The 25,489-nt window shown below is 63.6% G+C and carries 25 protein-coding genes; 3 read left to right on the plus strand and 22 right to left on the minus strand.

Annotated features, from left to right (window positions below; all coding sequences use genetic code 11):
• Nucleotides 1–3: 3 nt before the first annotated feature.
• Genes IM738_RS10660 through IM738_RS10700 form a run of 9 tightly spaced genes read right to left on the minus strand, consistent with a single transcriptional unit; the run spans nucleotide 4 to nucleotide 8,757 of the window.
• Nucleotides 4–876 (minus strand): amidohydrolase family protein, encoded by an 873-nt coding sequence (locus tag IM738_RS10660; protein WP_236965832.1) that lies wholly within the window; start codon nucleotides 874–876, stop codon nucleotides 4–6.
• Nucleotides 873–1,925 (minus strand): ketopantoate reductase family protein, encoded by a 1,053-nt coding sequence (locus IM738_RS10665; RefSeq protein WP_236965833.1) that lies wholly within the window; start codon nucleotides 1,923–1,925, stop codon nucleotides 873–875. The genes IM738_RS10660 and IM738_RS10665 overlap by 4 nt, the downstream gene beginning before the upstream one ends.
• Nucleotides 1,926–1,956: 31 nt before the next feature.
• Complete coding sequence (locus IM738_RS10670; RefSeq protein WP_236965834.1) at nucleotides 1,957–2,841, minus strand: TauD/TfdA dioxygenase family protein; 885 nt, start codon at nucleotides 2,839–2,841, stop codon at nucleotides 1,957–1,959.
• Nucleotides 2,842–2,890: 49 nt separating this feature from the next.
• The gene (locus tag IM738_RS10675) at nucleotides 2,891–3,865 is read right to left on the minus strand and encodes a Bug family tripartite tricarboxylate transporter substrate binding protein (RefSeq protein ID WP_236965835.1); all 975 of its coding nucleotides are present in this window, start codon (nucleotides 3,863–3,865) and stop codon (nucleotides 2,891–2,893) included.
• A 24-nt stretch (nucleotides 3,866–3,889) separates the two neighbouring features.
• Entirely contained in the window at nucleotides 3,890–4,804 is a 915-nt protein-coding gene (locus IM738_RS10680; protein WP_236965836.1) for an ArgK/MeaB family GTPase, read from the minus strand.
• Nucleotides 4,801–5,928 carry a CaiB/BaiF CoA transferase family protein gene (locus IM738_RS10685; RefSeq protein WP_236965837.1) on the minus strand — a complete coding sequence of 376 codons (1,128 nt, stop codon included), beginning with the start codon at nucleotides 5,926–5,928 and terminating at the stop codon, nucleotides 4,801–4,803. The genes IM738_RS10680 and IM738_RS10685 overlap by 4 nt, the downstream gene beginning before the upstream one ends.
• Nucleotides 5,925–6,341: a cobalamin B12-binding domain-containing protein gene (locus IM738_RS10690; RefSeq protein ID WP_236965838.1), complete on the minus strand. Its 417-nt coding sequence runs from the start codon at nucleotides 6,339–6,341 to the stop codon at nucleotides 5,925–5,927. Before IM738_RS10690 ends, IM738_RS10685 begins: the two co-directional genes overlap by 4 nt.
• Complete coding sequence (locus IM738_RS10695; RefSeq protein WP_236965839.1) at nucleotides 6,338–7,963, minus strand: acyl-CoA mutase large subunit family protein; 1,626 nt, start codon at nucleotides 7,961–7,963, stop codon at nucleotides 6,338–6,340. Before IM738_RS10695 ends, IM738_RS10690 begins: the two co-directional genes overlap by 4 nt.
• The gene (locus IM738_RS10700; RefSeq protein WP_236965840.1) at nucleotides 7,963–8,757 is read right to left on the minus strand and encodes an enoyl-CoA hydratase/isomerase family protein; all 795 of its coding nucleotides are present in this window, start codon (nucleotides 8,755–8,757) and stop codon (nucleotides 7,963–7,965) included. The genes IM738_RS10695 and IM738_RS10700 overlap by 1 nt, the downstream gene beginning before the upstream one ends.
• A 188-nt stretch (nucleotides 8,758–8,945) precedes the next feature.
• Here IM738_RS10700 and IM738_RS10705 point away from each other — a divergent pair, with 188 nt between their 5' ends.
• Together IM738_RS10705 and IM738_RS10710 are read left to right on the plus strand one after the other, a co-directional pair.
• Entirely contained in the window at nucleotides 8,946–9,665 is a 720-nt protein-coding gene (locus IM738_RS10705; protein ID WP_272907870.1) for an IclR family transcriptional regulator, read from the plus strand.
• Nucleotides 9,662–10,522 (plus strand): alpha/beta fold hydrolase, encoded by an 861-nt coding sequence (locus IM738_RS10710; RefSeq protein ID WP_236965842.1) that lies wholly within the window; start codon nucleotides 9,662–9,664, stop codon nucleotides 10,520–10,522. Before IM738_RS10705 ends, IM738_RS10710 begins: the two co-directional genes overlap by 4 nt.
• A 383-nt stretch (nucleotides 10,523–10,905) precedes the next feature.
• Here IM738_RS10710 and IM738_RS10715 read toward each other — a convergent pair whose 3' ends face one another.
• From IM738_RS10715 to IM738_RS10735, 5 genes are all read right to left on the minus strand, one after another.
• Nucleotides 10,906–11,394, minus strand: a complete 489-nt coding sequence (locus tag IM738_RS10715; RefSeq protein ID WP_236965843.1) for a YbaK/EbsC family protein — start codon at nucleotides 11,392–11,394, stop codon at nucleotides 10,906–10,908.
• Nucleotides 11,395–11,814: 420 nt separating this feature from the next.
• Entirely contained in the window at nucleotides 11,815–12,522 is a 708-nt protein-coding gene (locus tag IM738_RS10720; protein ID WP_236965844.1) for an RraA family protein, read from the minus strand.
• A gap of 1 nt (nucleotide 12,523) precedes the next feature.
• Entirely contained in the window at nucleotides 12,524–13,375 is an 852-nt protein-coding gene (locus IM738_RS10725; RefSeq protein ID WP_226493206.1) for an acetoacetate decarboxylase family protein, read from the minus strand.
• Nucleotides 13,376–13,467: 92 nt separating this feature from the next.
• Entirely contained in the window at nucleotides 13,468–15,264 is a 1,797-nt protein-coding gene (locus tag IM738_RS10730; protein ID WP_236965845.1) for a gamma-glutamyltransferase family protein, read from the minus strand.
• Between the two features lie 16 nt (nucleotides 15,265–15,280).
• Nucleotides 15,281–16,360: a branched-chain amino acid aminotransferase gene (locus IM738_RS10735; protein ID WP_236966295.1), complete on the minus strand. Its 1,080-nt coding sequence runs from the start codon at nucleotides 16,358–16,360 to the stop codon at nucleotides 15,281–15,283.
• A gap of 170 nt (nucleotides 16,361–16,530) precedes the next feature.
• Here IM738_RS10735 and IM738_RS10740 point away from each other — a divergent pair, with 170 nt between their 5' ends.
• Complete coding sequence (locus IM738_RS10740) at nucleotides 16,531–17,007, plus strand: Lrp/AsnC family transcriptional regulator (protein ID WP_236965846.1); 477 nt, start codon at nucleotides 16,531–16,533, stop codon at nucleotides 17,005–17,007.
• A 329-nt stretch (nucleotides 17,008–17,336) separates the two neighbouring features.
• Here the strand turns inward: IM738_RS10740 and IM738_RS10745 are convergent, their stop codons facing one another.
• The 8 genes from IM738_RS10745 to IM738_RS10780 form a co-directional block, all read right to left on the minus strand.
• The gene (locus IM738_RS10745; protein ID WP_236965847.1) at nucleotides 17,337–18,521 is read right to left on the minus strand and encodes a pyridoxal phosphate-dependent aminotransferase; all 1,185 of its coding nucleotides are present in this window, start codon (nucleotides 18,519–18,521) and stop codon (nucleotides 17,337–17,339) included.
• Between the two features lie 71 nt (nucleotides 18,522–18,592).
• Complete coding sequence (locus IM738_RS10750; protein ID WP_236965848.1) at nucleotides 18,593–19,450, minus strand: 3-hydroxybutyryl-CoA dehydrogenase; 858 nt, start codon at nucleotides 19,448–19,450, stop codon at nucleotides 18,593–18,595.
• A gap of 74 nt (nucleotides 19,451–19,524) precedes the next feature.
• Complete coding sequence (locus tag IM738_RS10755) at nucleotides 19,525–19,815, minus strand: hypothetical protein (RefSeq protein ID WP_236965849.1); 291 nt, start codon at nucleotides 19,813–19,815, stop codon at nucleotides 19,525–19,527.
• 27 nt (nucleotides 19,816–19,842) lie between these two features.
• On the minus strand, nucleotides 19,843–20,943 hold the full coding sequence (locus IM738_RS10760; protein WP_236965850.1) for an enoyl-CoA hydratase/isomerase family protein: 1,101 nt from the start codon (nucleotides 20,941–20,943) through the stop codon (nucleotides 19,843–19,845).
• The gene (locus tag IM738_RS10765) at nucleotides 20,940–21,722 is read right to left on the minus strand and encodes an enoyl-CoA hydratase (RefSeq protein ID WP_226494742.1); all 783 of its coding nucleotides are present in this window, start codon (nucleotides 21,720–21,722) and stop codon (nucleotides 20,940–20,942) included. Before IM738_RS10765 ends, IM738_RS10760 begins: the two co-directional genes overlap by 4 nt.
• Nucleotides 21,723–21,764: 42 nt before the next feature.
• On the minus strand, nucleotides 21,765–22,661 hold the full coding sequence (gene mmsB, locus IM738_RS10770) for a 3-hydroxyisobutyrate dehydrogenase (protein WP_236965851.1): 897 nt from the start codon (nucleotides 22,659–22,661) through the stop codon (nucleotides 21,765–21,767).
• A 50-nt stretch (nucleotides 22,662–22,711) separates the two neighbouring features.
• The gene (locus tag IM738_RS10775) at nucleotides 22,712–23,878 is read right to left on the minus strand and encodes an acyl-CoA dehydrogenase family protein (RefSeq protein ID WP_236965852.1); all 1,167 of its coding nucleotides are present in this window, start codon (nucleotides 23,876–23,878) and stop codon (nucleotides 22,712–22,714) included.
• A gap of 76 nt (nucleotides 23,879–23,954) precedes the next feature.
• Nucleotides 23,955–25,460 carry a CoA-acylating methylmalonate-semialdehyde dehydrogenase gene (locus IM738_RS10780; protein ID WP_236965853.1) on the minus strand — a complete coding sequence of 502 codons (1,506 nt, stop codon included), beginning with the start codon at nucleotides 25,458–25,460 and terminating at the stop codon, nucleotides 23,955–23,957.
• Nucleotides 25,461–25,489: the final 29 nt, after the last annotated feature.

Genomic DNA, 25,489 nt, shown 5'->3' on the forward strand with positions numbered 1-25,489 from the left:
TCATCACCCTTGTGAGGGTTCTTGCCAGTACAGGTGCGTGGGGTTGTGCACCAGCACCGTTTCGCGCACACGGTCGTCCGGCAGCCAGTCGGGCACCAGCGACACCAGTTGCTCATCGTCCGGCACCGCATGCGGGCTGGAAGGGTGGGGCCAGTCCGTTCCCCACAGCAGGCGCTGTGGGTTGGTCCTGACGTACCGTTCGGCGAGACGCCGCACGTCGGCATCGGCATGGCATTGCGGCGACACACGGTAGGGGGCCGACAGTTTGACCCATGCCGTCCCCTCGGCCAGCTGTGCGAGCAGGTTGGCAAAGCCCGCGCTCTGGCCAATGGCTGCTGCCGCGTGGTGCCCCATGTGGTCCACAACCACAGTCACGCCCATGGCCTGCACCTGCGCGACCAGGTCGGGCTGCTGCACCACATCGACCAGCAGCTGGACATGCCAGCCGAACGGCCTGACCTTGGCCACGATCCCCTCCACCGTCTGCATGTCTGGTGGGGCGGAGAACATGGTGGTGATGCGGGTGCCACGCGCGCCCAGGCGGTGCCAGCGCTCGATGTCGGCCTCGGGCGTGGTGGGCGCCACGACCGCAATACCCCGCATGTGCCCCTCGTGTTGCCGCAGGATGTCTTCGAAGCTCTGGTGATCGGCGCCGAACACGGTCGGGTGGATCAGAACGCTGCGCTCAATGCCGAAGCGCTCACACAAGGTCAGGTAGCTCGACAAGGTCGCGTCGGGCGGCGTGTAATGCCGCTGCGGCGCATAGGGGTAGCGCGCAGCATCGAAAACATGAAAATGGCAGTCGCACGCACCCGCAGGCAGTCGAAACGCCGCTGGGCGCGCTGTCGGCGCGGAAGCCAGGTGCGCGGCGCTCATGCCACGATCGCCTTCAACAGCTCCGGGCTGGGCGTCAGTTCGCCGCGCTCGATTCGCTGAATGGTTTCGTTCACGCGCTGGTGCAGCGTGACGTCGATGCCGACCTCGCCACCACGTCGTGCCACCAGGCCATTGATGTCATTGGTCTCGGTGCGGCGGCCCTTGCCGATGTCCTGCCCCATCGAGGGGCGTTGCGCATCGCTGCGCGAGTTGGCCACGGCCATGATCATCTCGGTGATGGCGTCGAACGCGGTCGGGTCGTCGTCGGAGCGCGCCAGCAGGTCGAGGTCCAGCCCGCCCACGGGCTCCAGCGCCAGACCGAGCGCCCGCCCGACGCGGATGCAGGAGCTGCCCAGCCGGATGCTGAGGTTCCTCGCCACGTCGTTGTTGTCGCGTTGTTTGCCGGTGAGACCGGTCAGTGCGCACACACCGTTGCGCATGGCGTTGATGGTGAGCTTGGACCAGCGCTCGCCCCAGAGGTTGTGGGTCACCTTGCAGGTGTCGCCGTGCGCGAGCAAGCCACCGATCAACTCGGCCCTCGGCGTCACCCGTCCATGCACTTCGCCGATGCGCATGCCCGGCTTCTTCTCGTCGCCCAGCGGTGAATTGCGCACGATGTGGCCCGGTGCCACCAGCTCGGCGGCCAGCGCGCTGACGGAGCAGCCCAGGGTGCGGCCCCAACCCGCCACGCTGGCGATGGCGTCTTCGTTGATGCCGTTCTGCAGCGAGACCAGGCAGCCGTTGGACGCCAGGTAAGGCAATACGAGCTGCGTCGCCCACAGCGTGTCGTACGACTTCACTGCGATGAAGGCCACGTCGATGGGCCGCTCCCGCACCAGCTGGTGCATGTCGCCGATGTGCAGCGCACGCACCGGTGTGTCCACCGAGCCCGCGCCGTTCATGCCGCTCACTGAAATGCCCTGACGGCGCAGGGTCTCCACATGCTCGGGCCATGCGTCCACCAGGACCGTGTCCACGCCCGCCTTGGAAAGATGCGCCCCCACATAGCCGCCCACCGCGCCGGCTCCCACAATGCATACCCGTGTCATGTCCTGGCTCCTGTGTGGTCAATGCCCTGCCTCAAGCGTGAGGAGTGCAGTAATCGGTGGCCGCCAGGCGGAAGGTGGTGCGCTTCATCAGGCGCGGCTGGTCCAGCTTCATCGGGTCTCGCCGGTGCATCGTGCAGCCGTTGTCCCACATCATCAGATCGCCGTTGTGCACCTTGTGCCGGTACGCCAGCGATGGGTGCCCCCCCGCCGCGAACAGGATCGGCAGCACCCGCGCGCTCTCTTCTTCCGACAGCCCCTCGATCCCGATCAGCGTGGTCGGGTCCGCGTACAGCGCCTTGCGCCCGGTGTGCGGGTGCCTCAGCACCAGCGGGTGCGTCGCATCCGGCAGGCTCAGCATCGCGTTGGCCCTGGCCTTGTCCTGCAGCTCCAGCGTGTTGAGCAGCGCGTAGCGCTTGGCGTAGCGGCAGGTGCCGTTGCGCCCTTCGATCAGTTGCTGGATGTCTTGAGGCAGCCGTTCCCAGGCACCGTACTGGTCGGCCCAGTAGATGTCCCCGCCGTCGCGCGGCACCTCCGTGCCGTACAGGATGGCGCCGGTGGCCGGGCGCACCTGGAAGGTCTGGTCGGAGTGCCAGTCCACGTCCTCTCCACCCGCGAAGCCACCCACGAAGCGCCCGTCCGAATATTTCAATGTGCTGAAGTAGATGATCTGGTCGTGGTACGGCGACTGGATGTCTTTGCGCCCGGAGGTCTCGCACTTGCCGAAGTGCTCGGTGAAGCGCACCAGCTCGGCCTCGTCCAGCGCCTGGCGCCGGAAGATCATCACCGGTGACTTCTGCCAGATGGCCTTGAGTTCGGCGATGGCTGCCGGATCGTCCACGATGTCCTGGATGGCCACGTGCACCTGCACGGCAAAGTCGGAATGCAGCGGGCTGGTCTGGATCTGGGTCTGTATCATGTTCGTTGTCTCCTGTGTGCGGTGTGGTCTGTGCTGTGTGGGGCGCCACTCAATCGGGTTTCATGTGCGCGCTCTGGATCACCTGGGCGTAGTTGCGCCGCTCTTCGCGCAGCCAGGCGGTGAGTTCGGTGGGGTTGAGCGCCGGGGCGCGTTCGAAGCCCAGGTCTCCCAGGGCTTTCTGGGTCTCGGGCAGGTCCAGGATCTTGCGCATCTCTGTGGCCAGCTTGAGCTGGATCTCGGCGGGCACGCCCTTGGGCACCATGAGCGCGTTCCACGCGGCGATGGTGAAGTTGGGCAGGCCTTGTTCGCTGGCGGTCTTCACCCCGGGCATCGAGGCCATGGGTGTGGTCGTGGTCACCGCGAGCACCTTGACCTTGCCCAGTTGGGTGCGGGTGGCCGCCACGGTGTCGATGAGCACCGGCACGTGGCCACCCAGTGTGGCGGTCATGGCATCGGCCGAGCCTTTGAAGCGGATGCCAAAGAGCGGCACGTCGCGCTGCTTGAGCATCTCCAGCACCAGTTGCCCGGTGACGCTGGGGATGGCCGCGTCCACCGTGCCGGGCTTGCTCCTGGCCAGTGCGATGAGTTCGGTGAGGGAGTTGACGGGCGCACCGGCGCTGGCCGAGATGGCGAAGGGGATCAGGGCGGTGAGCGCGATGGCGTCGAAGTCTTTGTCGGCGTCAAACCCGGGGTTGGGGAACAGCGCGGGGTTCATGGCGTGGGTGCCGGAGGCGCCCATGACCAGGGTGTAGCCGTCGGGGGTGGCTCGCGCGGCGGCTGCGGTGCCGATGTTGCCGGAGGCGCCTGGGCGGTTGTCCACGACGAAGCCCTGGCCGAGCGCGCGTGAGAGCTTCTCGGCGAAGTAGCGTGTGGCAATGTCCGTGCTCTGTCCCGCTGGGTACGCCACGATGATCTTCACCGCCCGGTTCGGCCAGTCAGCGTGGCTTTGCGCCTGCGCAAAGCCCAGCGTTGGGAACAGCGCCACCACCGCAAGGCCACGTGTCCAAGTTTTCCATTGATTCATCATGTTGTTGTCTCCTGGTTCAAATTAAAGTGACTGAAAACTGGCGAAAGCCGCCAGCACCGCGTCCACCTGCTGCGCCATCGGGGCACGCAGCAACTGGGCATCCAGTTCGTTGACCGCTTCGCTCAGGCGGCGCTCGATGAGTCGGCGCAAGCGGTAACGGCTGCGGCTGTCCAGCAGCGAGGTGTGACGGTCCGCCTGGACCAGCCACTGCTGGTGCCGGTCGATGGTGTCGGACAGCGCCGCCACCGAATCGGGCTGGCGGGCCGAAGCCAGCAGCACCGGCGGGCGCCAGCGGTCTGCGGCGACCCGTGACACCGCCGCGATGCGCTGGATGTCGGCCGCCATGCGCTGTGCGCCAGACAGGTCGGATTTGTTGACCACAAAGATGTCGGCCATCTCCATGATTCCGGCCTTCATTGCCTGCACCACGTCGCCGCTGTCGGGCAGCAGCACCAGCACCAGGGTGTCCACCTGCACGCGCGCCGCGTACTCGGCCTGGCCCACGCCCACGGTTTCGAGCAGCACCTCGTCGAAGCCGTGTTGATCCATCAGGTCCAGCATCTCGGGCAGGTTGTCCGACAGGCCGTCGGACGTGGATCGCGAACCGATGGACCGGATGTAGAGATCGCCGCTGCCTTGCAGCTCGTCCATGCGGATGCGGTCACCGAGGATCGCGCCGCCCGAGCGGGGACTGCTGGGGTCAATGGCCAGCACGCCGATGCGGCGCTCGCTGTCCAGATGCGTTGCCCGGTGCATCGCCAGGAGGCCCGCCAGCGTGCTCTTGCCGGCACCGGGCGCACCGGTCAGCCCGATGCGACGCGCAAGCTGGGCCGGCGCCTGCGACGGGCTGCGGTGCAGCAGGTCGGTGGCGCAGGCATTGGCCAACGTGGTCAGTGCCCGGCCGAGTGTGTGGCGGTCCAGCGGTGGGCGTGTCACGCGCGGACTCCACCCAACACGTCGGCGTGGTGCTGGTCCAGCAACGGCGGCAGGCCGTAGCTGGGCACATGGCCGTTGAATTTCAGCGGGCTGGCCACGGCACGTAGAGGATGGCTGCCATCACCGAGCGCCACCACCATCTGGCGCGAGCGCGCCAGATCGCTGTCCAGCGCCTGCACCAGCGTGCCGATTTCCGACGCCACCACGCCGAGCGGCACCAGGCGGCGCACCCACTCGGCGGCCGGTGCCTGCATCAGGACCTCGCCGATCGCCGCCAGCACGCGGCTGCGGTTCTCGCGCCGGCTGGCCATGGTGGCGAACACCGGGTCGGTGATCCAGCCAGTCTGGCCGACCTCGTTGCAGAAAGTCCGCCAGAACTTGTCGTGCGTGATGAACAGCGTGAGCCAGCCGTCGGCGGTGGGGAATATCTGGGCCGGCACCATGTAGGGGTGCGACGAATTGGCCAGGCGCTCCACCACCTCGCCCGTGTTGAGCGCAGCGCCGGCCAGGTAGTTCAGCTGCGACAGCATCACGTCGTACATGGCCACATCGACCTGCCCACCCTTGCCCTCCACCAGCTTGGCCAGCAGCCCCATGGCAGCCACGATGCCGGCGGAATTGTCCACCGCCGAATAGCCCGCCTTGGTGGGTGGCGACGTGGGCTCGCCGGTGAGCGACATCACGCCGGTGATCGCCTGGATCACGTAGTCGTAGGCAGGGCTCTCGGCATAGGGGCCTTCCAGGCCGTAGCCGGTGAGCGCAACGCAAACAAGGGACGGGTTGCAGGTGCGCAGCGCGTCGTAGGTCAGCCCCAGTTTCTTGATGGCCGAGGGCCGCAGGTTGGTCACCAGCGCATGGGCACTCGCGGCAATGCTTTCCAGCTCGGCGCGGCCGGCCGGTGAGGCCAGGTCCAGCACCACGCTTTTCTTGTTGCGGTTGAGGCTGGTGAAGTAAGCGTTGTGGGGACCGATGAAATGCGGGCTCACCTTGCGCGCGATGTCGCCCTCGGGGGGTTCGATTTTGATCACCTCGGCACCCATGTCGGCCAGCAGCAGGCCGCAATAGGGGCCGGCCAGCATGTGGCCGACCTCGATGATGCGCACACCGGCGAGCGGGCCGCTCATGAGAAGCTCGCCGCCAGTTTCGCCACCACGGTGCCCAGTGGCATATCGGCGGTGAAAACGGCCGCCACGCCCAGTTCGTGCAGGAAGGCCTGGTCTTCGGCCGGGATGGTGCCGCCGACAAACACCTTCACGTCATGGGCCTTGGCGTCGCGCAAGGCGGCGATCACGTCACCCACCAGCTCCTTGTGGCTGCCCGACAGGATGCTCAGGCCCACGGCGTCGACGCCCTCGTCCACCGCCACCTGGGCAATCTGGGCGGGGCTGCGGCGCAGACCGGTGTAGATCACCTCGGCGCCGGCGTCGCGCAGCGTGAGCGCCACGATCTTGGCGCCGATGTCGTGGCCGTCGAGGCCGGGCTTGCCAATCAGGATGCGGCGGCCCGCGAGCGGACGCGCTTCTTTGATTTGTGTCATAGGTTCACCGGCTCCTTGAATTCGCCCCATTCCTTTTTCAGACAGGCCACCATCTCGCCCACGGTGGCGTAGGCGTGGCAACAGTCCACGAGGTAGGGCATGACGTTTTCGCTGTCATTGGCCGCAGCCTGGGACAGGCGGGTCAGCGCGGCATCGACGGCGCTTTGGCTGCGGGTGTCGAGCACGCGCTGAAACTTGTCGAGCGCGCGCTGTGCGATGGTGGAATCGAGCTTGAAGACCTCGCCCACCTTGATTTCTTCGTCGGTCTTGCGAAAGTGGTTCTGCCCGACGATGACGTGGTGCCCGCTGTCGGTGTCGAGCTTGCGCTCCAGCCCGCGCTCGGCCAGACGCATCTGGATCCAGCCGTCTTCGATGGCCTTCTCGACACCTCCGTAGGTATCGATTTCACCCATCACCTTGAGGATCATCTCTTCCATGCGGTCGGTGTGCTGCTCCAGAAAGTAGCTGCCGCCCAGCGGGTCCACGGTGCGGGCAATGCCGCTCTCGAAGGCGATCATCTGCTGGGTGCGAACCGCCAGCTCGGCCGAAAACTCGGTCGGAATCTGGAAGGCTTCGTCAAACGCGCAGGTAAAGATCGACTGGGCGCCGCCGAACACCGCCGCCATGGTTTCCACCGCCACCCGCACCACGTTGTTGTAGGGCTGAGGCGCGACCAGCGATGAGCCGCCGCACACCACACCGAAGCGCAGGTGCTGGGCCTTGGGGTCCTTCACGCCATAGCGCTCCTTCATGAAGCGGGCCCACAGCCGCCGCCCGGCCCGGAACTTCGCGATCTCCTCGAAGAAGTCCATGTGCACATAGAAGAAAAATGACAGGCGTTTGGCAAACTTCTCCACGTCACCTCCGCGCGCCTGGAGCTCGTCCACATAGGCCAACCCGTTGGCCAGCGTGTAGGCCATCTCCTCGGCGGCGGTGGCACCAGCGTCGCGCACGTGCGCCCCGGCGATGCTGATGGGGTTGAAGCGCGGCGTGACCTCGTTCGAGTAAAGGATGGAGTCGGCGATCAGCCGCATGGAGGGCCGCACAGGAAAGATCCAGGTGCCCCGCGCCACGTACTCCTTGAGGATGTCGTTCTGGATCGTGCCGGTGAGTTTGCTGCGCGGCACACCCTGCTTGTCGGCCACCGCCAGGTACATGGCGTAGATGATGGCGGCGGTGCCGTTGATGGTGAACGAGGTCGAGATCTTCGACAGGTCGAGGTCCTTGAACAGGATCTCGGCTTCGCTCAGGTTGGACAGCGAAACTCCGACCTTGCCGATCTCAGGGCGGGCCATGGGGTGGGTCGGGTCATAGCCGCACTGGGTGGGCAAATCGAGCGCGACCGACAGGCCGGTCTGGCCCTGGTCCAGCAAAAACTTGTAGCGCTCGTTGGATTCTTCGGCGGTGCCAAAGCCCGAGTACTGGCGAATCGTCCACAGGCGGCCCTGGTAGCCATCGGGGAAGATGCCCCGGGTGAACGGGTACTCGCCGGGGTTGCCGATGCGCTCGGCTTGCACGGCGCTGGCGTCCACGCTGGGCGGCACCGGAATGCCGCTGCGGTTGACCGGGCTGAGCACCGGCTCGGCCAGGGGAACAGCGAGTTTCTGGTCTCTCATGTTCATCACGCGCCTTTGGAAAGAAGCTTTTCGGAAGCCGACCAGTGGTCGTCGTGCAACCAGGTCTGGGTCAGGTGCTGCTGTTCGACACGGCGGTGCTGCTGCCAGCCCTGGCCCTGCCTGGAGGCGATGGCTTGCGCCTTGATGCCGCGCAGCACCTGCGCCGGGCAGGCGTCGAGGGGTTTCGTGAAGGCCGCGATGTCGGCGCCGCTGGGCCCGTCGGCGATGACCGCATCGGCAAGGCCCCAGGCCAGCGCCTGCTCGGCGCCCACCAGTTCGCAGCGACTCATCATTCGCATGGCGCGCGCCGGGCCGACCAACCGGAACAGGTCGGGGCCGCCGCCCCAAGCCGAGGTGATGGCCAGCTTGGCCTGGATGTAGCCGATGCGCGCATGGCCGGCCTGCAGGCGCATGTCGCAGGCCAGCGCAAGTTCCGCGCCGCCGCCGATGGCGTCACCGTTCAGGTAGGCCAGCACCGGCACCGGGCAATGGCGGACGGCATCCAGGGCGGCGCAGGCGTCGTCCATCATGGCCACCACGGCGGGTTCGTCGCGCACGTTGGCCAAGTCCCGCAGATCGCCACCGGCGGCGAAGTAGCGGTCGCCGGCGCCGGTCACGACGATGTAGCGGACGTCGGCACGCTGACCGGCCTCCCGGACGGCGGTGGCCAGGTCGGCCAGCACCGGGCGGGCCAGTGCGTTGTGTTTGTGGGCGCGGTCCACGGTCACCCAGACCGCGCCATAAGGATGCTCGATGACGCGCACCTGAGTGTCGGTTGTTTCTGTGGTTTGGGTTGGCATGGGGCGCATGTTAGGTTTGCAACTGTTCTTGTGGAAGAATATAAATTCGACATTTCGAACAAACTTCCACCTCAAAGGAGAAAACCTTGGATTTCGAACAACTTGTTCAACCAGCTGAACACACCAAGGCTGATGGATCTGCTGTACCTGGCCCTTCCGGTGGCGTGGCGGTCACTGCTGTGGGTCGGGTGCTGGACATCTTTGAGGCCTTCCAGAAGGTGCAGAAACCCATGTCACTGACCGATCTGGCCGACATCACCGGCATTCCCAAGAGCAGCTGCCATGCGATCGTTGCCACGCTCACGGCGCGCGGCCACCTGTACTCGCTCAGCCGCCCCCGAGCGCTCTACCCCACCCGGCGCTTCTTCGACATCGCCAGCGAAATCCACCACCACGACCCGTTTGTCGAGCACGTGATGCCCTTGCTGGAGCGGCTGCGCGACACCTCGCGGGAGACCGTGATCCTGGGCAAACGCCAGGGCGACGCGGTGATCTACCTGCAGGTGGTCGAGAGCCCGCATTCGATCCGCTACTCGTCCAAACCAGGCGAGTTCAAACCACTGCATTCCAGCTCCATTGGCAAGGCTTTGCTGGGCAGCCTCAAGGAATCCGAGCTGCGAACACAGATGGCCGAGCGCCCACTGCCCGCCGTGACGGCCGCGACCATCACCGACAACGACCTGCTCATCAACGACATCCTGGAGAGCCGGCGGCGCGGCTACTTCGTCACCCGGGGCGAAAACGTGCCGGATGTGTGGGCCGTGTCGGCCTTCCTCAACGTGCATTCCGAGACACTGGCCGTGGCGATCGCCGGGCCAAGGCACCGCATGGAAAACAACGTGGTGGAATGCGCGCAACTGTTGCTGGCGACCTGCAGCTTCATTTCCCGGCAATGGGCCCGGGCATGAGTGCCGCTCCGGAATGGGCAACAGGCGCTCTGCCCGCCGCTGCGCAGGAACTGCTGGCACGGTCGCGCACCACAACGACACCTTGCGGCGACGGTGTCATGGTGTGGCGCTGCTGGGGCGAGGGCCAACCGGTGGTGCTGCTGCACGGCGGCAGCGGCAGCTGGACGCACTGGGTCCGAAACATCCCGGCGCTGCTGTTGGCCGGCCGCCAGGTCTGGGCGCCCGACCTGCCCGGGTTCGGAGACTCAGCGTCCCCTCACGGTGGGTTCGATGCAGACGCGGTGTTGCCCCCGCTGGCGCTCGGACTGGGCGAGGTGCTGGGGCCAGGACCCCACGAGATCGTGGCGTTTTCCTTCGGGTCACTCGTGGCCACGCTGCTCGCAGCAGAACAACCCGGTCTGGTTTCCCGCCTGCTGCTCGTGGGATTGCCGGTGCTACCGCTGGCCCACGGGCGTGGCATTCCACTGCCCTCGATGCGCACAACCTTCTCTCCCGAAGTACGCGCCGCAGCACACCGCGCCAACCTCGCGGCGATCATGATCCATGAACCAGCGCAGATCAACGACGACACCATCGCCCTTCAAATGACCAATGCCGCGCGCGACCGCATGCGCTCCCGCAGGCTCGTGACCACCGACGCATGCGCCACCACCGTGCGCGCACTTCAGTGTGATTTCGAGTGCATCTGGGGCGAGCAGGATGTGCTGTGCCGAGATCGATGGGCCGAGGTCCGTGCGGCTTGCAACGACAACACCTTGTGCGCGCGCCAGACATTGATCCCGGACTGCGGGCACTGGGTGCAGTATGAGAATGCCGATGCCTTCAACCACTTGCTGACCACCTGGGCCGGTCGCTGAATCACGCGCCAGTCAAGAGCCACACTGGACGATCCCAGGCAGGATTCGCCAGCAGTTGTCATTGAAGCCATTGAACCCGTCAAAGCTACGGGCCAAGGTGGGCGAGTGCTCATGACCATTTCTGCCTCGACTGCGCGTTTTCAAGTCGATGGAGATGTGACGGCCTCTTTGTTTCCAGCCTGTCCGCGGAGCCTGAACTTCCGAATCTTTCCGCTCGCGGTCTTCAGCACCTCGACGAAAACTACCCTGCACGGACATGTGTAGTGGACCAGGCGCTCGCGGCAGAAGGACTCCATCCCACCTCGCGGCGCCGCCCGACATAGGGAGTCACCCATTCTTTCGAGTAGTACTGATACAGCTGACCTGTTGACCTGAAGAACGCCTCAACCAGCCAGCGATTCAGCAGCATTCTCATGCTGCATGACGTCCACCCAACGTGCGTTGACCAGTTGGGCCATCCGCTCAGGCACTACCCTGACACCTGCATTGCTTGCGCCAGCGGCGGGAAGCACTTCGCTGAAGCGCCGCAGCGAGACATCGCAATACACATCCAGTTGACTTGCAAGCCCGAAGGGCCCGATGCCTCCTATGGGGTGGCCCGTTACCTTTTCCACCTCGCTCGCCGCCAGGAAGCGGGCCTTTGCCCCAAACTGATCTTTGTACTTTCTGTTATCGAGTCGAGCATCGCCTCGGGCGACGAGCAAGATCACTTGCTCGCCTACGCACAGAGACAACGTCTTGGCAATCTGTCCTGGAGCGACACCGAACGCCGTGGCCGCCATCGCGACGGTAGCGCCACTTGTTTCCACTTCAATGATTGAAAGATCCGGGGCGTGCTCGGCAATAAACTGTTTGACGGAGTCGAGGCTCATGATGAAAGTTGAAAATGAAGACCATGAATGGTCGTTGGACAGACACTTTGGCGAGTGCGGCACCCACGCTCCATGTGGGGCACTTTGCGCTCTCAGTGTTGCGCCTCGCAGCCCCGGCGTACATTGGCTGAAACGCCATATTGTTGGCCGTTTCCGACATTCGATGTACCACGCCGCTGATTTCGGGCAAACAGAAGAGGACACCGGTCTGATTGCTGGGATAGATATGCCTGGGAACTGCTATTGAGCAGACGGGTACCCAGGCCCTACCAAGCGTGCTGTTCGTCGTTTTGGAACGAACCGTCCTTAACTGACGCGACGTAGGCTACAAAGGCGACATCGACGGCCGACGCATCGCTTATGAGGTTTTCGCCACGAACTTCGCCTCCGGCTGTTCCTCGACGCTTCAGCGAGACAGGCTCACTCCTCGATCGCACCACCAATCGAGCGCAGATGTTGCCGGAACGTCACGCCCGCGTCTGCCTTTCGAGCAGCCAGAAACTCATCGAAGCGGGCCTGCTGTCTGAAGGTAGTACCAAGATGCATACGCGCTGCTTGACTGCGCTCAGTGTCCCGAATCGTGGTTGCCAGTTCGGCCACCTCTTGGGCGTGGCTCAGGGGGACAAAGATCACGCCATCATCATCACCAAGCACGAAGTCGTCGGTGGTGATTGAATGCTGACCGCAGCTGGCAGCTGAGAGTGCGGCCGCCTCCTGTGGTTCCAGACGCTGTGGCCCAGCGGGCAAAGTACCCAGACTGAAGATCGGCAGCCGAATGGTTCGCAGTTCAGCCGAGTCGCGATGCAAACCCCAGATGACAATGCCGCGCAAGCCCGCACGCGCCGTTTCCAGCGTCACCAGGTCGCCAACACAGGCTTCATCCAAGCGCCCCTCGTTGTCGACCACCAACACGTCTCCAGGCGCAGATCGATCGATGGCTTCGAGAAAGACGTCGACACTGCCATAGTGCCGCGAAGGGCGTGCACGGCCAACAACATGCGTACCGCTCCAGAGTGGTCGCATTCCCGCCGGAGCACAGCGAACCGCGATTCCCAGGCGCATGCAGGCATCCGCGACGTGGGGCGTTGTGAGGTCCAGGTAGGTGCGTTGAAGCTTTACGGTGTCCATGTCATTTCTCCTCGGATGAATCAAGTTCTGTGGGGCTGCGAAGGTCCCGCAGCAGATGATTGTTTCGGTTTGTCATGGCGATCGAATATCGCCATCCGCGACCGACCCGGGTGGGACGCAAGGCAGCCAGCGGCTCCGTCGGAGAGTCAAAGACCGTTAGTTCCGCCTCCCCTGTCCAGACGGGGCTTGCCTGCACGTTCTCGGCTTGCAGGCGGACCAGTTCGTACACCGCTGGCTGATCGTGCTGCCCCTCGAACAGCGAGGGGAAGTGTCGAAGGGCCACGATAGGCCGGCTTCCGAATGTGACCGCCGAGTTGTCTGCAAGGCCGGAGAGCTTCACGTGACCTTCCGCGAGACGCCGGTCTTTGAGTGCCACCGTCCCTGCAAAGATCGCACCGGGCTCCAACTTGGGAGACGCGATCGAGGGTACGCCCATCGATCGCGTGATCCACACCGAGCCGATCTTCTTCGGGTAGCCTAGAGCCCAGCCACGAGCCAGCGAGGTATCTTGATCGACCACGATATAGGGGCAGTACTGCATCAACTTCCCCTCGTACTGAACGCTCGCCAGCACGATGCACTCGCGGTACTGCGCCCGGATGGGATCAAGCAGCTCACCGCCCGTGTCCGTGCAGGCTTGCCAGTCGACGAAAGAGACCGTCATCAGGCCGCGTTCGTCAGGGTGGAGACTCAGACCAGGCGGCAGCAGCGCCTCAATGGCTGAGGGCTCCGCCCAGCACTCGACCGTGACGAAGTCGGCCGCGTAATGCCACGGTGGATTAGGGGCGATGCTGGCTCTTCCGTCATGGGAAAAAGGCCCCATGAAGCCCTGAGCGGCAGCGAAATGTGTCATATAGAACTCAGTTAAAAAAAATGAGCGAACATCCCGGCGCTTGCGTAGCGTCCGGGTATGGGCAGAATTGGTTGAATGTTGGGTGCATGCCGTCAGTTCCCCATGACCACGCCCTCGCGGCGCGGATCGGCACCACCGAAATAGCCGCCCGGCACACGTTGGATGGCCTGCAGACCACTGGTCATGTTCATCTCCCGGACCTCGTGGCCCCGAACCTTGAGTGACTCGACGGTGGCTGCCGGGAAGCGTTTTTCTTCGAGCAGCGTGGGACCGTTGGCCGATCCGAAGTTGGGCAGGTTGATGGCTTGCTGCGCGTTCAGGCCCCAGTGCAGAGTGCCCCACAAGGTCTTTGCCGTGTAGTGAATGATCAACGCGCCGCCGGGGCTGCCGCCGCTCATGACCAATTGGCCGGTGGTTTTGTCGAATACCAGTGTGGGTGACATGGACGAGCGCGGGCGCTTGCCCGGTTGCACGCGGTTGGCGATAGCGTTGCCCTGGGTGTCACGCGGTGCGAAGCTGAAGTCGGTCAATTCGTTGTTGAGCAGGAAGCCCTTGACCATCTGCCGCGCGCCGAAGACGTCCTCGATGGTGGTGGTCATGGCCACGGCACGTCCCTGGGCATCGACGATGCTGATGTGGCTGGTGCCGTACTCTGGCTGATCGGGCATGGGGGCGAAGCTGGTCCGCGTGCCTCCCGGGTGGCCGGGCTGGGCAACCTTCATGGACTGGTTGCCAATAAGCCGCGCGCGATGGGCCAGGTAGTCTGGCGACAGCAGGCTCATCCACGAGCCAGCAGGCGGGGCCACGAAATCGGGATCGGCCACGTACTGTGCGCGGTCGGCGAACGCCAGCCTGGCGGCTTCGGTGTAGAAGTGAAGCCAATCGGCGGTGGGCAGGCCGTCTTGCCCCAGGGGAAGCGCGGCACCCGCTGTGTTCTGCAGGACGCCCAGCATCTGGCCGATGGCGATGGCGCCCGAACTGGGCGGTGGGAATCCGCACAGCCGGTACACCTTCTGCGGCGGCACGGCGTGGTCGTGGCACAGCGGTTCGCGCTTGCGCGACTGGTAGCCGGACAGGTCGGCCAGGGTCATCCGGCCGGGGTTGGACGGATGGGAGCGTACCTTGTCCACGATAGCCTGGGCCACAGGGCCTTCGAGCAGCGCCTTGGAACCCCCTGCCGCGATGTCCCGAAGCACCTGGGCCAACTCTGGGTTCTTCAGGACATGCCCCACGGGCCAGGGCTGGCCGCTGGCGTCGTAGAAGTAGGCGGCTGCAACTGGGTCTTTCTTGAGGTGCTGTTCAGCCGCGAGCAGCGTGTTCAGCCGGGCGCTGACCTTGAAGCCTTGTTCGGCCAAGGTGATGGCGGGCTGGAAAAGCCTGGCCCAGGGCAGCTTGCCGTGCTGCTGGTGGGCCAGTTCCAACATGCGCACGGTGCCAGGCACACCCACCGAGCGCCCCCCCACGACGCCTTCAATGAAAGCCATGGGCTTTCCGTCTGGTTTGAGGAATAGGTTCTCATCGGCAGCAGCAGGGGCGGTCTCGCGGCCGTCGTAGGCCTCGACCAACTTGCCATCGAAATGCATGAGAAACGCACCACCGCCAATGCCGCTGGACTGTGGTTCCACCAGCGTGAGAACCATTTGCACGGCGATGGCCGCGTCCACGGCACTGCCACCGACCTTGAGGACCTGGAAACCAGCGTCGGTGGCCAGTGGATTGGCCGCCGCGACGGCAAACTTAGCTGTTTGCCAGCCGGGTTTCTCGGTGTAGCCGGACGAGCCTTCAGGCTGCGTGGGCACGGTGTAGTTGAGCGCAGGCGCTGTGGTGCCGCAGCCAGCCAGCACGACGGCCGCGAGCAAAGCGCTCAGTTTTACCTTGGAAATTCGCATAGTGGTCCGTTCTTGTTTATGCCAGCCGATCCAGCCAGCCATGGGTGTCAGGGGCACGCCCCAATTGAATGTCTGTCAGCGCGGATTTCAGTCGCTCGGTGATGGGACCGGGGCCACCGTCACCGATGATGAAGCGATGTTTGCGTCCCTTGACTTCTCCAATTGGCGCGACCACTGCTGCCGTGCCGCAAGCGAAAGACTCCAGCAGTCGGCCGCTCTTGGCATCGTCTTGCCACTGGTCAATGGCGTAAGGCTCTTCACGAACAACCAGTCCCATGTCGCGGGCCAATGTGATCAGCGATTCGCGGGTGATGCCTGCCAGGATCGTGCCGCTCAACGGAGGCGTCTGGATCGATCCATCAGCGAACACGAAGAAGACATTCATCCCGCCGAGTTCTTCGATCCAGCGGCGCTCCACAGCGTCAAGGAAAATCACCTGGTCACATTGCTCGCGGATTGCTTCGGCCTGCGCCGCTAGACTGGCCGCATAGTTGCCGCCGCATTTGGCGTCACCCGTTCCACCGAGCGCGGCGCGCGTGAAGTTGTCCGACACCCAAAGCGTCACTGCGGCAGCTCCACGTCTGAAATATGGCCCAACCGGCGATGCCACGACGCAGTAGAGATAGTCGGCCGACGCTCTGACCCCGAGAACGGATTCGGTTGCGATCATGAACGGCCGCAGGTACAGCGCGAAGCCTTGAGTAGAAGGAATCCAAGCGTTGTCCACACGCACCAGTGCACGCACCGATTCAATGAACATCTCCTCGGGCAACGGCGGCATGGCGAGACGGGCGGCTGAACGGCGAAAACGGCGCGCATTCGCCTCGGGACGGAACAGCCCCGTTCCACCTCCATCCAGGCGATAGGCTTTCATGCCTTCGTAGATCTCTTGCGCGTAATGGAACACCAGTGCTGCCGGGTCGAGGCTCAATGCCTGGCGAGGGCCGATCTTTGCGTCATACCAGCCTTGATTCTTAGAGTATTTGATGGTGGCCATGTGATCGGTGAAAACCTGGCCAAAACCTGGTGCTTGAAGCAGCGCCTCCCTCTGATCCTTACCCACCGGACATAGATGGCTCTCCACAGGAAAGCGCAGCGATGAACTTGACGTCACTCCTCAACTCCTTGATTCAGGGCGCACCACAATGGCAAGCACAAAAGCAATATTAGACCAATCTTCATAGAATATTGTTGCGTTTGTGCCTTTTGTACATAATATTTAGGCATAATGTGCTTCATTAATTTATTTTTATGAAAGTTAATGCCATGCAAAACGACACCATCAAAAATCTAGACGCAATTGACCGTCGAATACTTCAGGCTCTTCAAGAAGACGGGCGGATCCAGAACGTGGACCTAGCGGAGAAGGTGGGGCTATCGCCGTCTCCGTGCTTACGTCGCGTCAAGATCCTTGAGGAATGCGGCGCCATCGAGCGGTACGTCGCACTGTTGAACCCGTCAAAACTCGGCATCGGATTGACTGTCTTTGTCCGCATCTGGCTAACAAGCCAGGATGCGCGAACCATCGATGGATTTACGACTGAGGTTCAGCGGTTCCCCGAGATCGTTGAATGCCATCTCATGGCGGGCGACTGTGACTTCTTGCTTCGCGTTGTTGCGGCTGACCTCGATGCCTACAGACGCTTCCAGGGTGAGCACCTGACGCGCATAAAAGGAGTTCAAAGTGTCAAGACCGAGATCCCCATGCAAAAGATCAAGCTGACGTCTCAACTCCCACTCTGAACAGAATTTCGCCGCCATGAACAGCGCGCCGATTGCCGAGCCGGCCGCCCCCGTTTCAGCAGTGCTTCAGCAATCCCGCTCAGAAAAAGGACACTGCCCGCATCTCAAGCCTCTCCCGCAAGGGCGCAAGCTTGTGGTGATGCAGGTACGAGAACCGCGACACGAGGTCAAAGAACCACAGAGTCTGTTCCATGTCGAGCCCCATTGAAAGCAGTTGAGAAACCTATGTCATCGCCGATTTTTGGGGTGAATCGTGCGCGGGCGTGGATCGACTGGACTGCCGCTGGATGGATTGCGACGCGTACCAAGCTGCCCGCCGCTGTTCAGCGTCACGGACGCAGAACAGCAAACCTTGCCGCAGCCTCCTGCAACTGCTCCATCGAGTTTGCCGTCGAGAATCGAACGAACCTCGCCGACTCGGCCGTGCCGAAATCTCGTCCGGGTGAGATCGCGACGTGGGCTCTCTTCATGGCCTCGAACGCGAAATCCCAGCTGTTCGAAACATTCCAGGCATCGAACCACGACGAGCAATCCGCCCATGCGTAGAACGCGCCATCGGGCACCACCGGAACCTTGAACCCGATCTTCTCCAGCGCCGGGATGAACCAGTCGCGGCGCGCCCTGAACTGCGCGCGGCGGCGCTCGTACTCAGCGATGCTGTCAGGCTCGAAGCAAGCCAGCGCGGCGTGCTGGGCGACGGTACTGGGGCAAAGGAAGAAGTTCTGCGCGAGACGCTCGATCACCGGGATCAGAGGTTCTGGAGCCACCACCCAGCCCAGGCGCCACCCGGTCATGCAGAAGTACTTTGAGAAGCTGTTGATGCTGATCACGTTCTCGTCAATGGCCAGGCCGGTTTGACCGAAAGCGTCGTCGTGGCTCAGCCCGAGGTAGATCTCATCGAGCAACGTGACGCCTCCCTTGGCCTGGACACAGGCGTGGATGCGGCGCAGTTCGTCCGGATGGATGGACGTTCCCGTGGGGTTGGACGGCGAAGCGAGAAGCACTCCACGCGTCTTGTCACCCCAGTGCGCTTCTACCTTCTCCGCACTCAGTTGGTATCGCTCGGCTGCCGTGGTGGGCACCATGACAGGCTGGCCTTCGGCGGCGATCACGAAATGCCGATTGCACGGATAGCTCGGGTCGGGCATCAGGACTTCATCGCCGGCCTCGATCAAGGCTTGGCAAACGAGTTGCAGCGCGGCCGAAGCGCCCGCGGTCACCGCGATCCGGCGTGCCGGGACATTCACGCCGAAGCACTGCCTGTACCAGTCGCTGATGCGCTCGCGCAAAGACTCTAGTCCGATAGCCGGTGTGTACTGCGTCGTGCCATTCCGCACAGCGCGCACGGCAGCCTCCTGAACCAGAGGCGGCGCAGTGAAGTCCGGCTCGCCAATCGTCAGGTAGACCATGGGCTTGTCGCCATGAGCGACCTCACGCGCCAACTGCGAGGCTGCCTTGGCCACCTCCATCACGTAAAAAGGCTCGATGCGCTCAGCGCGCTTGGAAATTCTCATGATTCGACCCCGATCAAAAAGCTCTGGAAGAGGATTGAGGCTCTGTGCAGCGCCTCCAACCCTCGAATTTTTCAACGCCCGCCGTAGGAGTAGAAGCCCTGGCCAGTCTTGCGTCCCAGGCGGCCGGCATCCACCATTTCCTTGAGCAGGGGCGCCGGCCGGTACTTCGGATCGCCGAATCCTTCATGGAACACCTGCATCACAGCCAGCATCGTGTCCAGGCCGATCAGGTCACTCAACGCCAAAGGCCCGATCGGATGATTGCAGCCGAGCTTCATGCCGACGTCGATCTCCTCGGCACTGGCGAGCCCTTCCTGCAAGACGTAGATGGCCTCGTTGATCATCGGGCAGAGAATGCGGTTCACCACAAACCCGGGACTGTTTTTGACCGTGATCGGACTTTTCCCGATTGTCCGGGCGAAAGCAGAGGCCTGTTCATGCGCTTGGTCGGAGGTTTGCAACCCGCGGATCAACTCCAGCAGTTCCATCATGGGAACCGGGTTAAAGAAGTGCATGCCGATGCAACGGCTCGGTCGATCCAGGACAGCGGCCAACTGCGTGATGGAGATGGATGAGGTGTTGGTCGCAATCACCGCATCGTCACTGACCACAGCTTCGATGTCGCGCAGGATGCGCAGCTTGATGTCGAGCTTCTCTGTGGCCGCCTCTATCACCAGGCTGGCACCGCGCAGATCCGGGTAGGAGACCGTCGGACGGATCCTGGCAAGCACAAGATCCTTGTCCTCGGCACGCAGCTTTTCCTTCTTTACCAACCGCTCCAGACTGGCAGTGATTGCTGAAATACCTCGCCCGAGCGCCTCTTGGGAGACGTCGAGCATCGTGACATCGAGTCCGGCAAGTGCGCACACCTGTGCAATGCCGTGGCCCATGGTTCCGGCGCCGATCACGCCAACGTGCTGTCTGCTCATGATGAATTCCGAGGAATAAGAACCATCAGTGTCCGGTGGCTTGCTCTTGAAAGCCATTGGCAAATATGACACATTCAATGCCGTATTCGCCACACACACTGTGACTCCAGAAATTCGCGACTCGGTGATGGAGCTCGATCCGTTTCAACTTCAACACCATAGATTGCGCGCGCACTTGCAGCCGTATGTAGGGCGCCTGCCGCATGCGCCATGTGCACCGGCGTATGCACATCCCATGCGCCCTGCAGCAGTTGCGTGGGACGCGGATCATCGGCCCGCGGATTGGGGGCCGAGGCCACGGTGGCGATTGCCATCCAGTTGTGCGTCCATTTGCCGAACAGGCGTTGCCGGTTTTCGGTGGGCACGCTGCTTGTCTCTCGGGAACGGACACGTCACGCCAGGTCGGCCAGCGGGTGCGGTGAGGGGATGAAGGACTGCATGTAGATCGGCGTGACCTCGGCGAGCGTGGCAGGCTTCCAGCGCGGGTTGCGATCCTTGTCGATTATCAAGGCGCGTATGCCCTCGGCGAAGTCGCCGAAGCGCGCGCATGCCACAGACACGTGGTACTCCAGACGCAAGACGTCGGCCAGCGACAGGTGCAACACACGCTGCCACAGCGCGAACGACAGTGCCGCCGAGGTCGGTGAGCCGCGCATGAAGGTTTCGGCGCCCTTGGCCAGCCAGGGGTCCTCGTGTCCCGCCAGCCTCTGCAGTCGCCCGGCGATGTCGGCCAGACTGTCATGGCCAATGGTCTGGTCGATCAAGTCGTAGTGCTGGCGCAGCTTCGACTGCGCCTCGCCCTCGCACAATGCATGCTCGCGCAGCAAGTGGCTGAGCCGGGCAGCATTCTGCTCGCCCTCATCGAGCCAGTGGCCGGCGGCAATGGCAGCCAGCACCGCGCCGTGCTGCTCATGCGGCAGCACGAAATCTGCCAGGCCCACGAACCGCGCATCGGTACCGTTGAACGAGGCCCCGGTGAGCGCCAGGAACAGGCCAATCTTGCCAGGCGCGCGCCGCAGGAACCAGCTGCCGCCAACGTCCGGGTACAGCCCGATGGAAATCTCTGGCATGGCCAGCCGCGTGCTCGGCGTGACCACGCGGTGCGAGGCGCCAGCCAGCAGCCCGATGCCACCGCCCATCACGATGCCGTTCCCCCAGCACAGGATCGGCTTTGGGTAGGTGTGGATCTGGTAGTCGAGCCGGTACTCGCGCTCGAAGAAGGAAGCGGCTTGGCTCGGCACCTCATCCGTCGGCGTACTGCGCATTGAGGCGTAGAGCTGCTGCAGGTCGCCGCCTGCGCAGAAAGCACGATCGCCCTCGGCGTCTAACACTACCAAGGCGATACGCGGATCGTTCCCCCACTGCGTCAGCTGCGGCACCAACCGATCGATCATGTCGAGCGACAGCGCGTTCAAGGTGCCTGGCGAACTCAGCGTGGCACGGCCAAAACGCCGCCCGCACCCAGTGGGGATTTCCTCGAAGCGGACGCTCATGCATTGCTCCATTGCGGTGCGCGCTTGGCAAGGAAGGCACTGACACCTTCTCGCTGGTCTTGAGTGTCGAAGAGATCCACGAATGCCTCGCGCTCCGCCACCAGAGTGGCAGTCGGCGACTGCGTGCGTGCACCATGGATCAGTTGCTTGCAAGCCGCGACACTGGTTGGGCTTTGTCGTTCCACTGACTTGGCCAACGCCAGTGCGCGCTCAAGCACTTGGCCACGCGGTACCACCTCCTGCACCAATCCAATGCGCAGCGCAGTGTCGGCATTGACACGCTCACCACACAAGATCAGGCGCTTGGCCCAAGCCTCGCCAATCTGCCAAGAAAGCCACTGCGATCCGCCTGCGCAGGGCAGCAGGCCGACTGCCGCCTCGGGGAGTGCCATCTGAGCATGCTCCTCGGCAATGCGCAGGTCGCAGGCCAGCGCACATTCCAGTCCGCCCCCCATCGCGAAACCATTGATGGCAGCCACGCTCAGCCCCCGAAACCCCGCAAGCGCCTCAAAGGCCTCGCCGAAGCGGCGTGCCATCGCACGCGCTATCGCCTTGTCCCCGTCGGCGAAAACCTTGAGGTCTGCACCAGCCGAAAAGAACTTCTCTCCCGCGCCGGTGAGCACGAGGCTGTAGATCTCGCGGTCGGCATTCAAGTCAGCCACGAGCCGGGTCAGTGCTGCGAGGCTTTCCAGCGTCCAGGTATGGGCGGGAGGGTTATCGAGAGTGACCAGTGCGATGTGATCGCGCTTTTCGAGCTTGAGTCCAGGGTAGTCAGCCATTTCCATGTCCTTTCCTTACGATTTCTGTTGCAGCGCCGTGCGTCAGCGTTGCGTTTGCAGCATCTTGATCACGCTGGAGAAGTCTTCCCCTCCATGCCCCGCGATGCTGTGCGCCGCATAGATCGCGCGCGCCAAGCCGCCCAGCGGGGTGCTGGCCTTGGTGGCCATGGCGTTTTCCTGCGCCAGGCCCAGGTCCTTGAGCATGAGGTCGGTGCCGAAGCCACCTGCGTAGCCCTTGCTGGCCGGGGCGTTCTCGTGCACACCGGGGAAGGGGTTGTACTTTTCGAGCGCCCAGTTGCCGCCTGAGCTGCGGCGCATGATTTCGCTCAGCACCTTGGGGTCCAGGCCGTTGGCCACGCCAAGAGCGATGGCCTCGCTGGTGCCCGCCATGAGGATGCCCAGCAGCATGTTGTTGCAGATCTTGGCAGTCTGGCCTGCGCCCACGCTGCCGGCGTGGAAGATGTTGGCGCCCATCTTTTCGAGCAGGGGACGGGAGCGCTCTAGGTTGACATCACTGCTCCCCACCATGAAGGTAAGGGTGCCCGCGATGGCGCCGCCGGTGCCACCCGAGACGGGCGCGTCGATGAAAGCTATGCCCGCGGCCTCGGCGGCCTTGGCCACCCTCTGGCTGGTGGCGGCGGCGATCGTGGAGCTGTCGATCACCAGCGCACCCTTGGCGATGGAGGCCAGCAGTCCGGGGCCATTGCCGCTGCCCAGGAACAAGCCCTCCACATGCTGGCTGGCGGGCAACATGGTCACGATGGCTTCGGCCTCCTGCACGGCGTCCTGCGCGCTGGTAGCCACGGCCACGCCTTCGGCCTGCACCTTGGCGCAGGCTTCCATATTCAAATCGAACGCAGTGACGGCGTGGCCGGCCTTGTGCAGGTTCACGGCCATGGGGCCACCCATGTTGCCTAGGCCGATGAAGGCGACTTTCATGTGTATCTCCTGGGAATGCTGGAATGGGGTCAATGCGGGGAATTCAAGATCTAGCGAATCACGTCCGGCGCGTCGCCTTCGAGCATGCGCCTGCCGATGATCACTCGCATGATCTCGTTCGTGCCTTCAAGGATCTGGTGCACGCGCGCGTCGCGCATCAGGCGCTCCAGCGGGTATTCGCGGATGTAGCCGTAGCCGCCGTGCAGCTGCAGCGCCTCGTTCACCACGGTGAAGCCCGCGTCTGTGGCGAAGCGCTTGGCCATGGCGCAGTAGATGCTGGCGTTCGGGTCGCCCGCGTCGAGCTTGCTCGCGGCCAGGCGCACCATCTGCCGCGCGGCGACGAGTTCGGTCACCATGTCGGCTAGCTTGAACTGCAGTGCCTGAAAGCTCGCGATGGGCTTGCCGAACTGCTTGCGGTCCTGCATGTACTGCTGCGCCTGCGCGAGCCCGCCCTGGGCCGCGCCCACCGAGCAGGTGGCGATGTTGATGCGCCCGCCGTCCAGGCCCTTCATGGCGATCTTGAAGCCATCGCCCTCGCGGCCCAGCAGGTGGTCGGCCGGGATGCGCACGTTATCGAAGCTGATGGTGCGCGTGGGCTGGCTGTTCCAGCCCATCTTCTCTTCCTTCTTGCCATAGCTGACGCCCTCCGCATCGGCCGGCACTGCAAAGGCGCTGATTCCGCTCGCGCCTGAGTTGGCATCACCCGTGCGGGCCATGAGCACCAGCACGTCGGTGCTGCCCGCGCCGCTGATGAAGGCCTTGGTGCCATTGATCACGTATTCGTTGCCGGACAGTTCGGCCCGGGTTTTGAGCGAGGCGGCGTCAGAGCCCGCGCCGGGCTCGGTCAGGCAGTAGCTGGCGAGCTTTTGTCCACTGGTCAGGGCTTCGCCCCACTCGGCACGCACCCCGTCAGCACCCCAAGTGCCCAGCATCCAGGTGGCCATGTTGTGGATGGTGATGAAGGCCGTGGTGCTGGGATCAACCGCAGCCATTTCCTCGAAGACCATCGTGGCGTCGAGCCTGGGCAGTTGAAGGCCACCGATGCTCTCGGGCGCATAAAGGCCACAGAAACCCAGTCCGCCGGCTTTGGCGATCGCCTCGCGGGGAAATTGGTGCTTGCTATCCCACTCTGCTGCATAAGGTTCCAACTCGGCTTGAGCAAATGCGCGCGCCGTGTCGGCGAAGGCGCTTTGCTCCTCGGTCAGTTCAAAGTCCATGTACGACGGTCTCCTCGCGTTTGCCTCTTCTCAGATAGCTGCCAACCCTCACTGACAAGGTGCTGGCGGCCACGCATTACTTCAGGCTGATGGTGGTGTTGACGCCGTGGCTCGTGGTGCTGTCGTCGAACCATCGCTCCGTCACCGTCTTGGTCTGGGTGTAGAACAGCACGACTTGCTTACCGTAGGGCCCGAGGTCTCCGAGCTTGGAGGCGCGCGAACCGGTGAACGAGAACAGCGGGACAGGCACAGGGATCGGCACGTTGATGCCGACCTGGCCCACATCGATCTCTTCCTGGAACTTGCGCGCCGCGGCGCCCGACTGCGTGAACAGGGCCGTGCCGTTACCGTTGGGGTTGCTGTTGATGAATTCGATAGCTTCGTCGATGTCAGCGGCGGGCACCAGAGCCAGTACCGGGCCAAAGATTTCCTGGTCGTAGATGGCCATGCCGGGCTTCACGTTCGAGAAAATCGTCGGGCCCACGAAGTTGCCCTTTTCATAGCCGGGCACCACAGGCTTGCGGCCGTCCAGCTCCAGCGTGGCGCCATCCGCAATGCCGCGTTCGATCAGGCCTTCCACACGCGAGAGCGCCGCGCAAGACACCAGCGGGCCCACGTCCGTGCCCTTTTCGGTACCGCCGTTCACCTTGAGCGTCTTGGCCTTGGCCACCAGCTCGGGAATCCACTTTTGCGCCTCGCCCACCAGCACCACCACGGGCAGGGCCATGCAGCGCTGGCCGGCCGCGCCAAATGCGGCACCGGCAATGGCGTTGAGCGACTGTTCCTTGTTCGCGTCGGGCAGGATGATGGCGTGGTTCTTGGCACCCATCATGCATTGCGCACGCTTGCCGGCCAGGGTGGCACGGTTGTACACATGGGTGCCCACCTTGGTGGAACCCACGAAGGAGACTGCCTTGATGTCCTTGTGGTCGCAGATCGCGTTGACGGCCATTTCGCCGCCGTGGATCACGTTGAGCACACCGGGTGGAATGCCGGCTTCGAGCGCCAGTTCGACCAGGCGCATGGTCACCATGGGGTCCTGCTCGGAGGGCTTGAGCACGAAGGTGTTGCCCGTGGCAATCGCCATGGGGAACATCCACAGCGGGATCATGGCCGGGAAGTTGAAGGGGGTGATGCCTGCGCACACACCCAGCGGCTGCAGCAGGGTGTAGGTATCGACGCCGCCGGCCACGTTGTTGGCCAGCTCACCCAGCTGCAGATTGCCGATGCTGGCGGCGTGTTCCACCACTTCCAGGCCACGGAACACGTCGCCTTCGGCATCCGGCAGGGTCTTGCCTTGTTCTGCCGTGAGGATGGCGGCCAGCTCGGCCATGTTTTCGCGGATGAGCTGCTGGTACTTGAGGAAGATGCGGGCGCGCGTGCCGATGGGCGTCTTCTTCCAGGTCTTGAACGCTTCCTTGGCCGAGGCCACGGCGGCGTCGATTTCTTCAGCGGTGGCAAACGGCACGCGGGCCAATACCTCTTGGGTGGCCGGGTTGACCACGTCGCGCCACTCGGTGGTCTTGGATTCGACGAACTGGCCGCCGATCAGCAGCTTGACGGTGGGGATTGGATTAGGCACAAGGGTTCCTTTACATGATTCGACATCGA

It is taken from the genome of Hydrogenophaga sp. SL48 (genome assembly GCF_021729865.1).
GTDB lineage: Bacteria > Pseudomonadota > Gammaproteobacteria > Burkholderiales > Burkholderiaceae_C > Hydrogenophaga.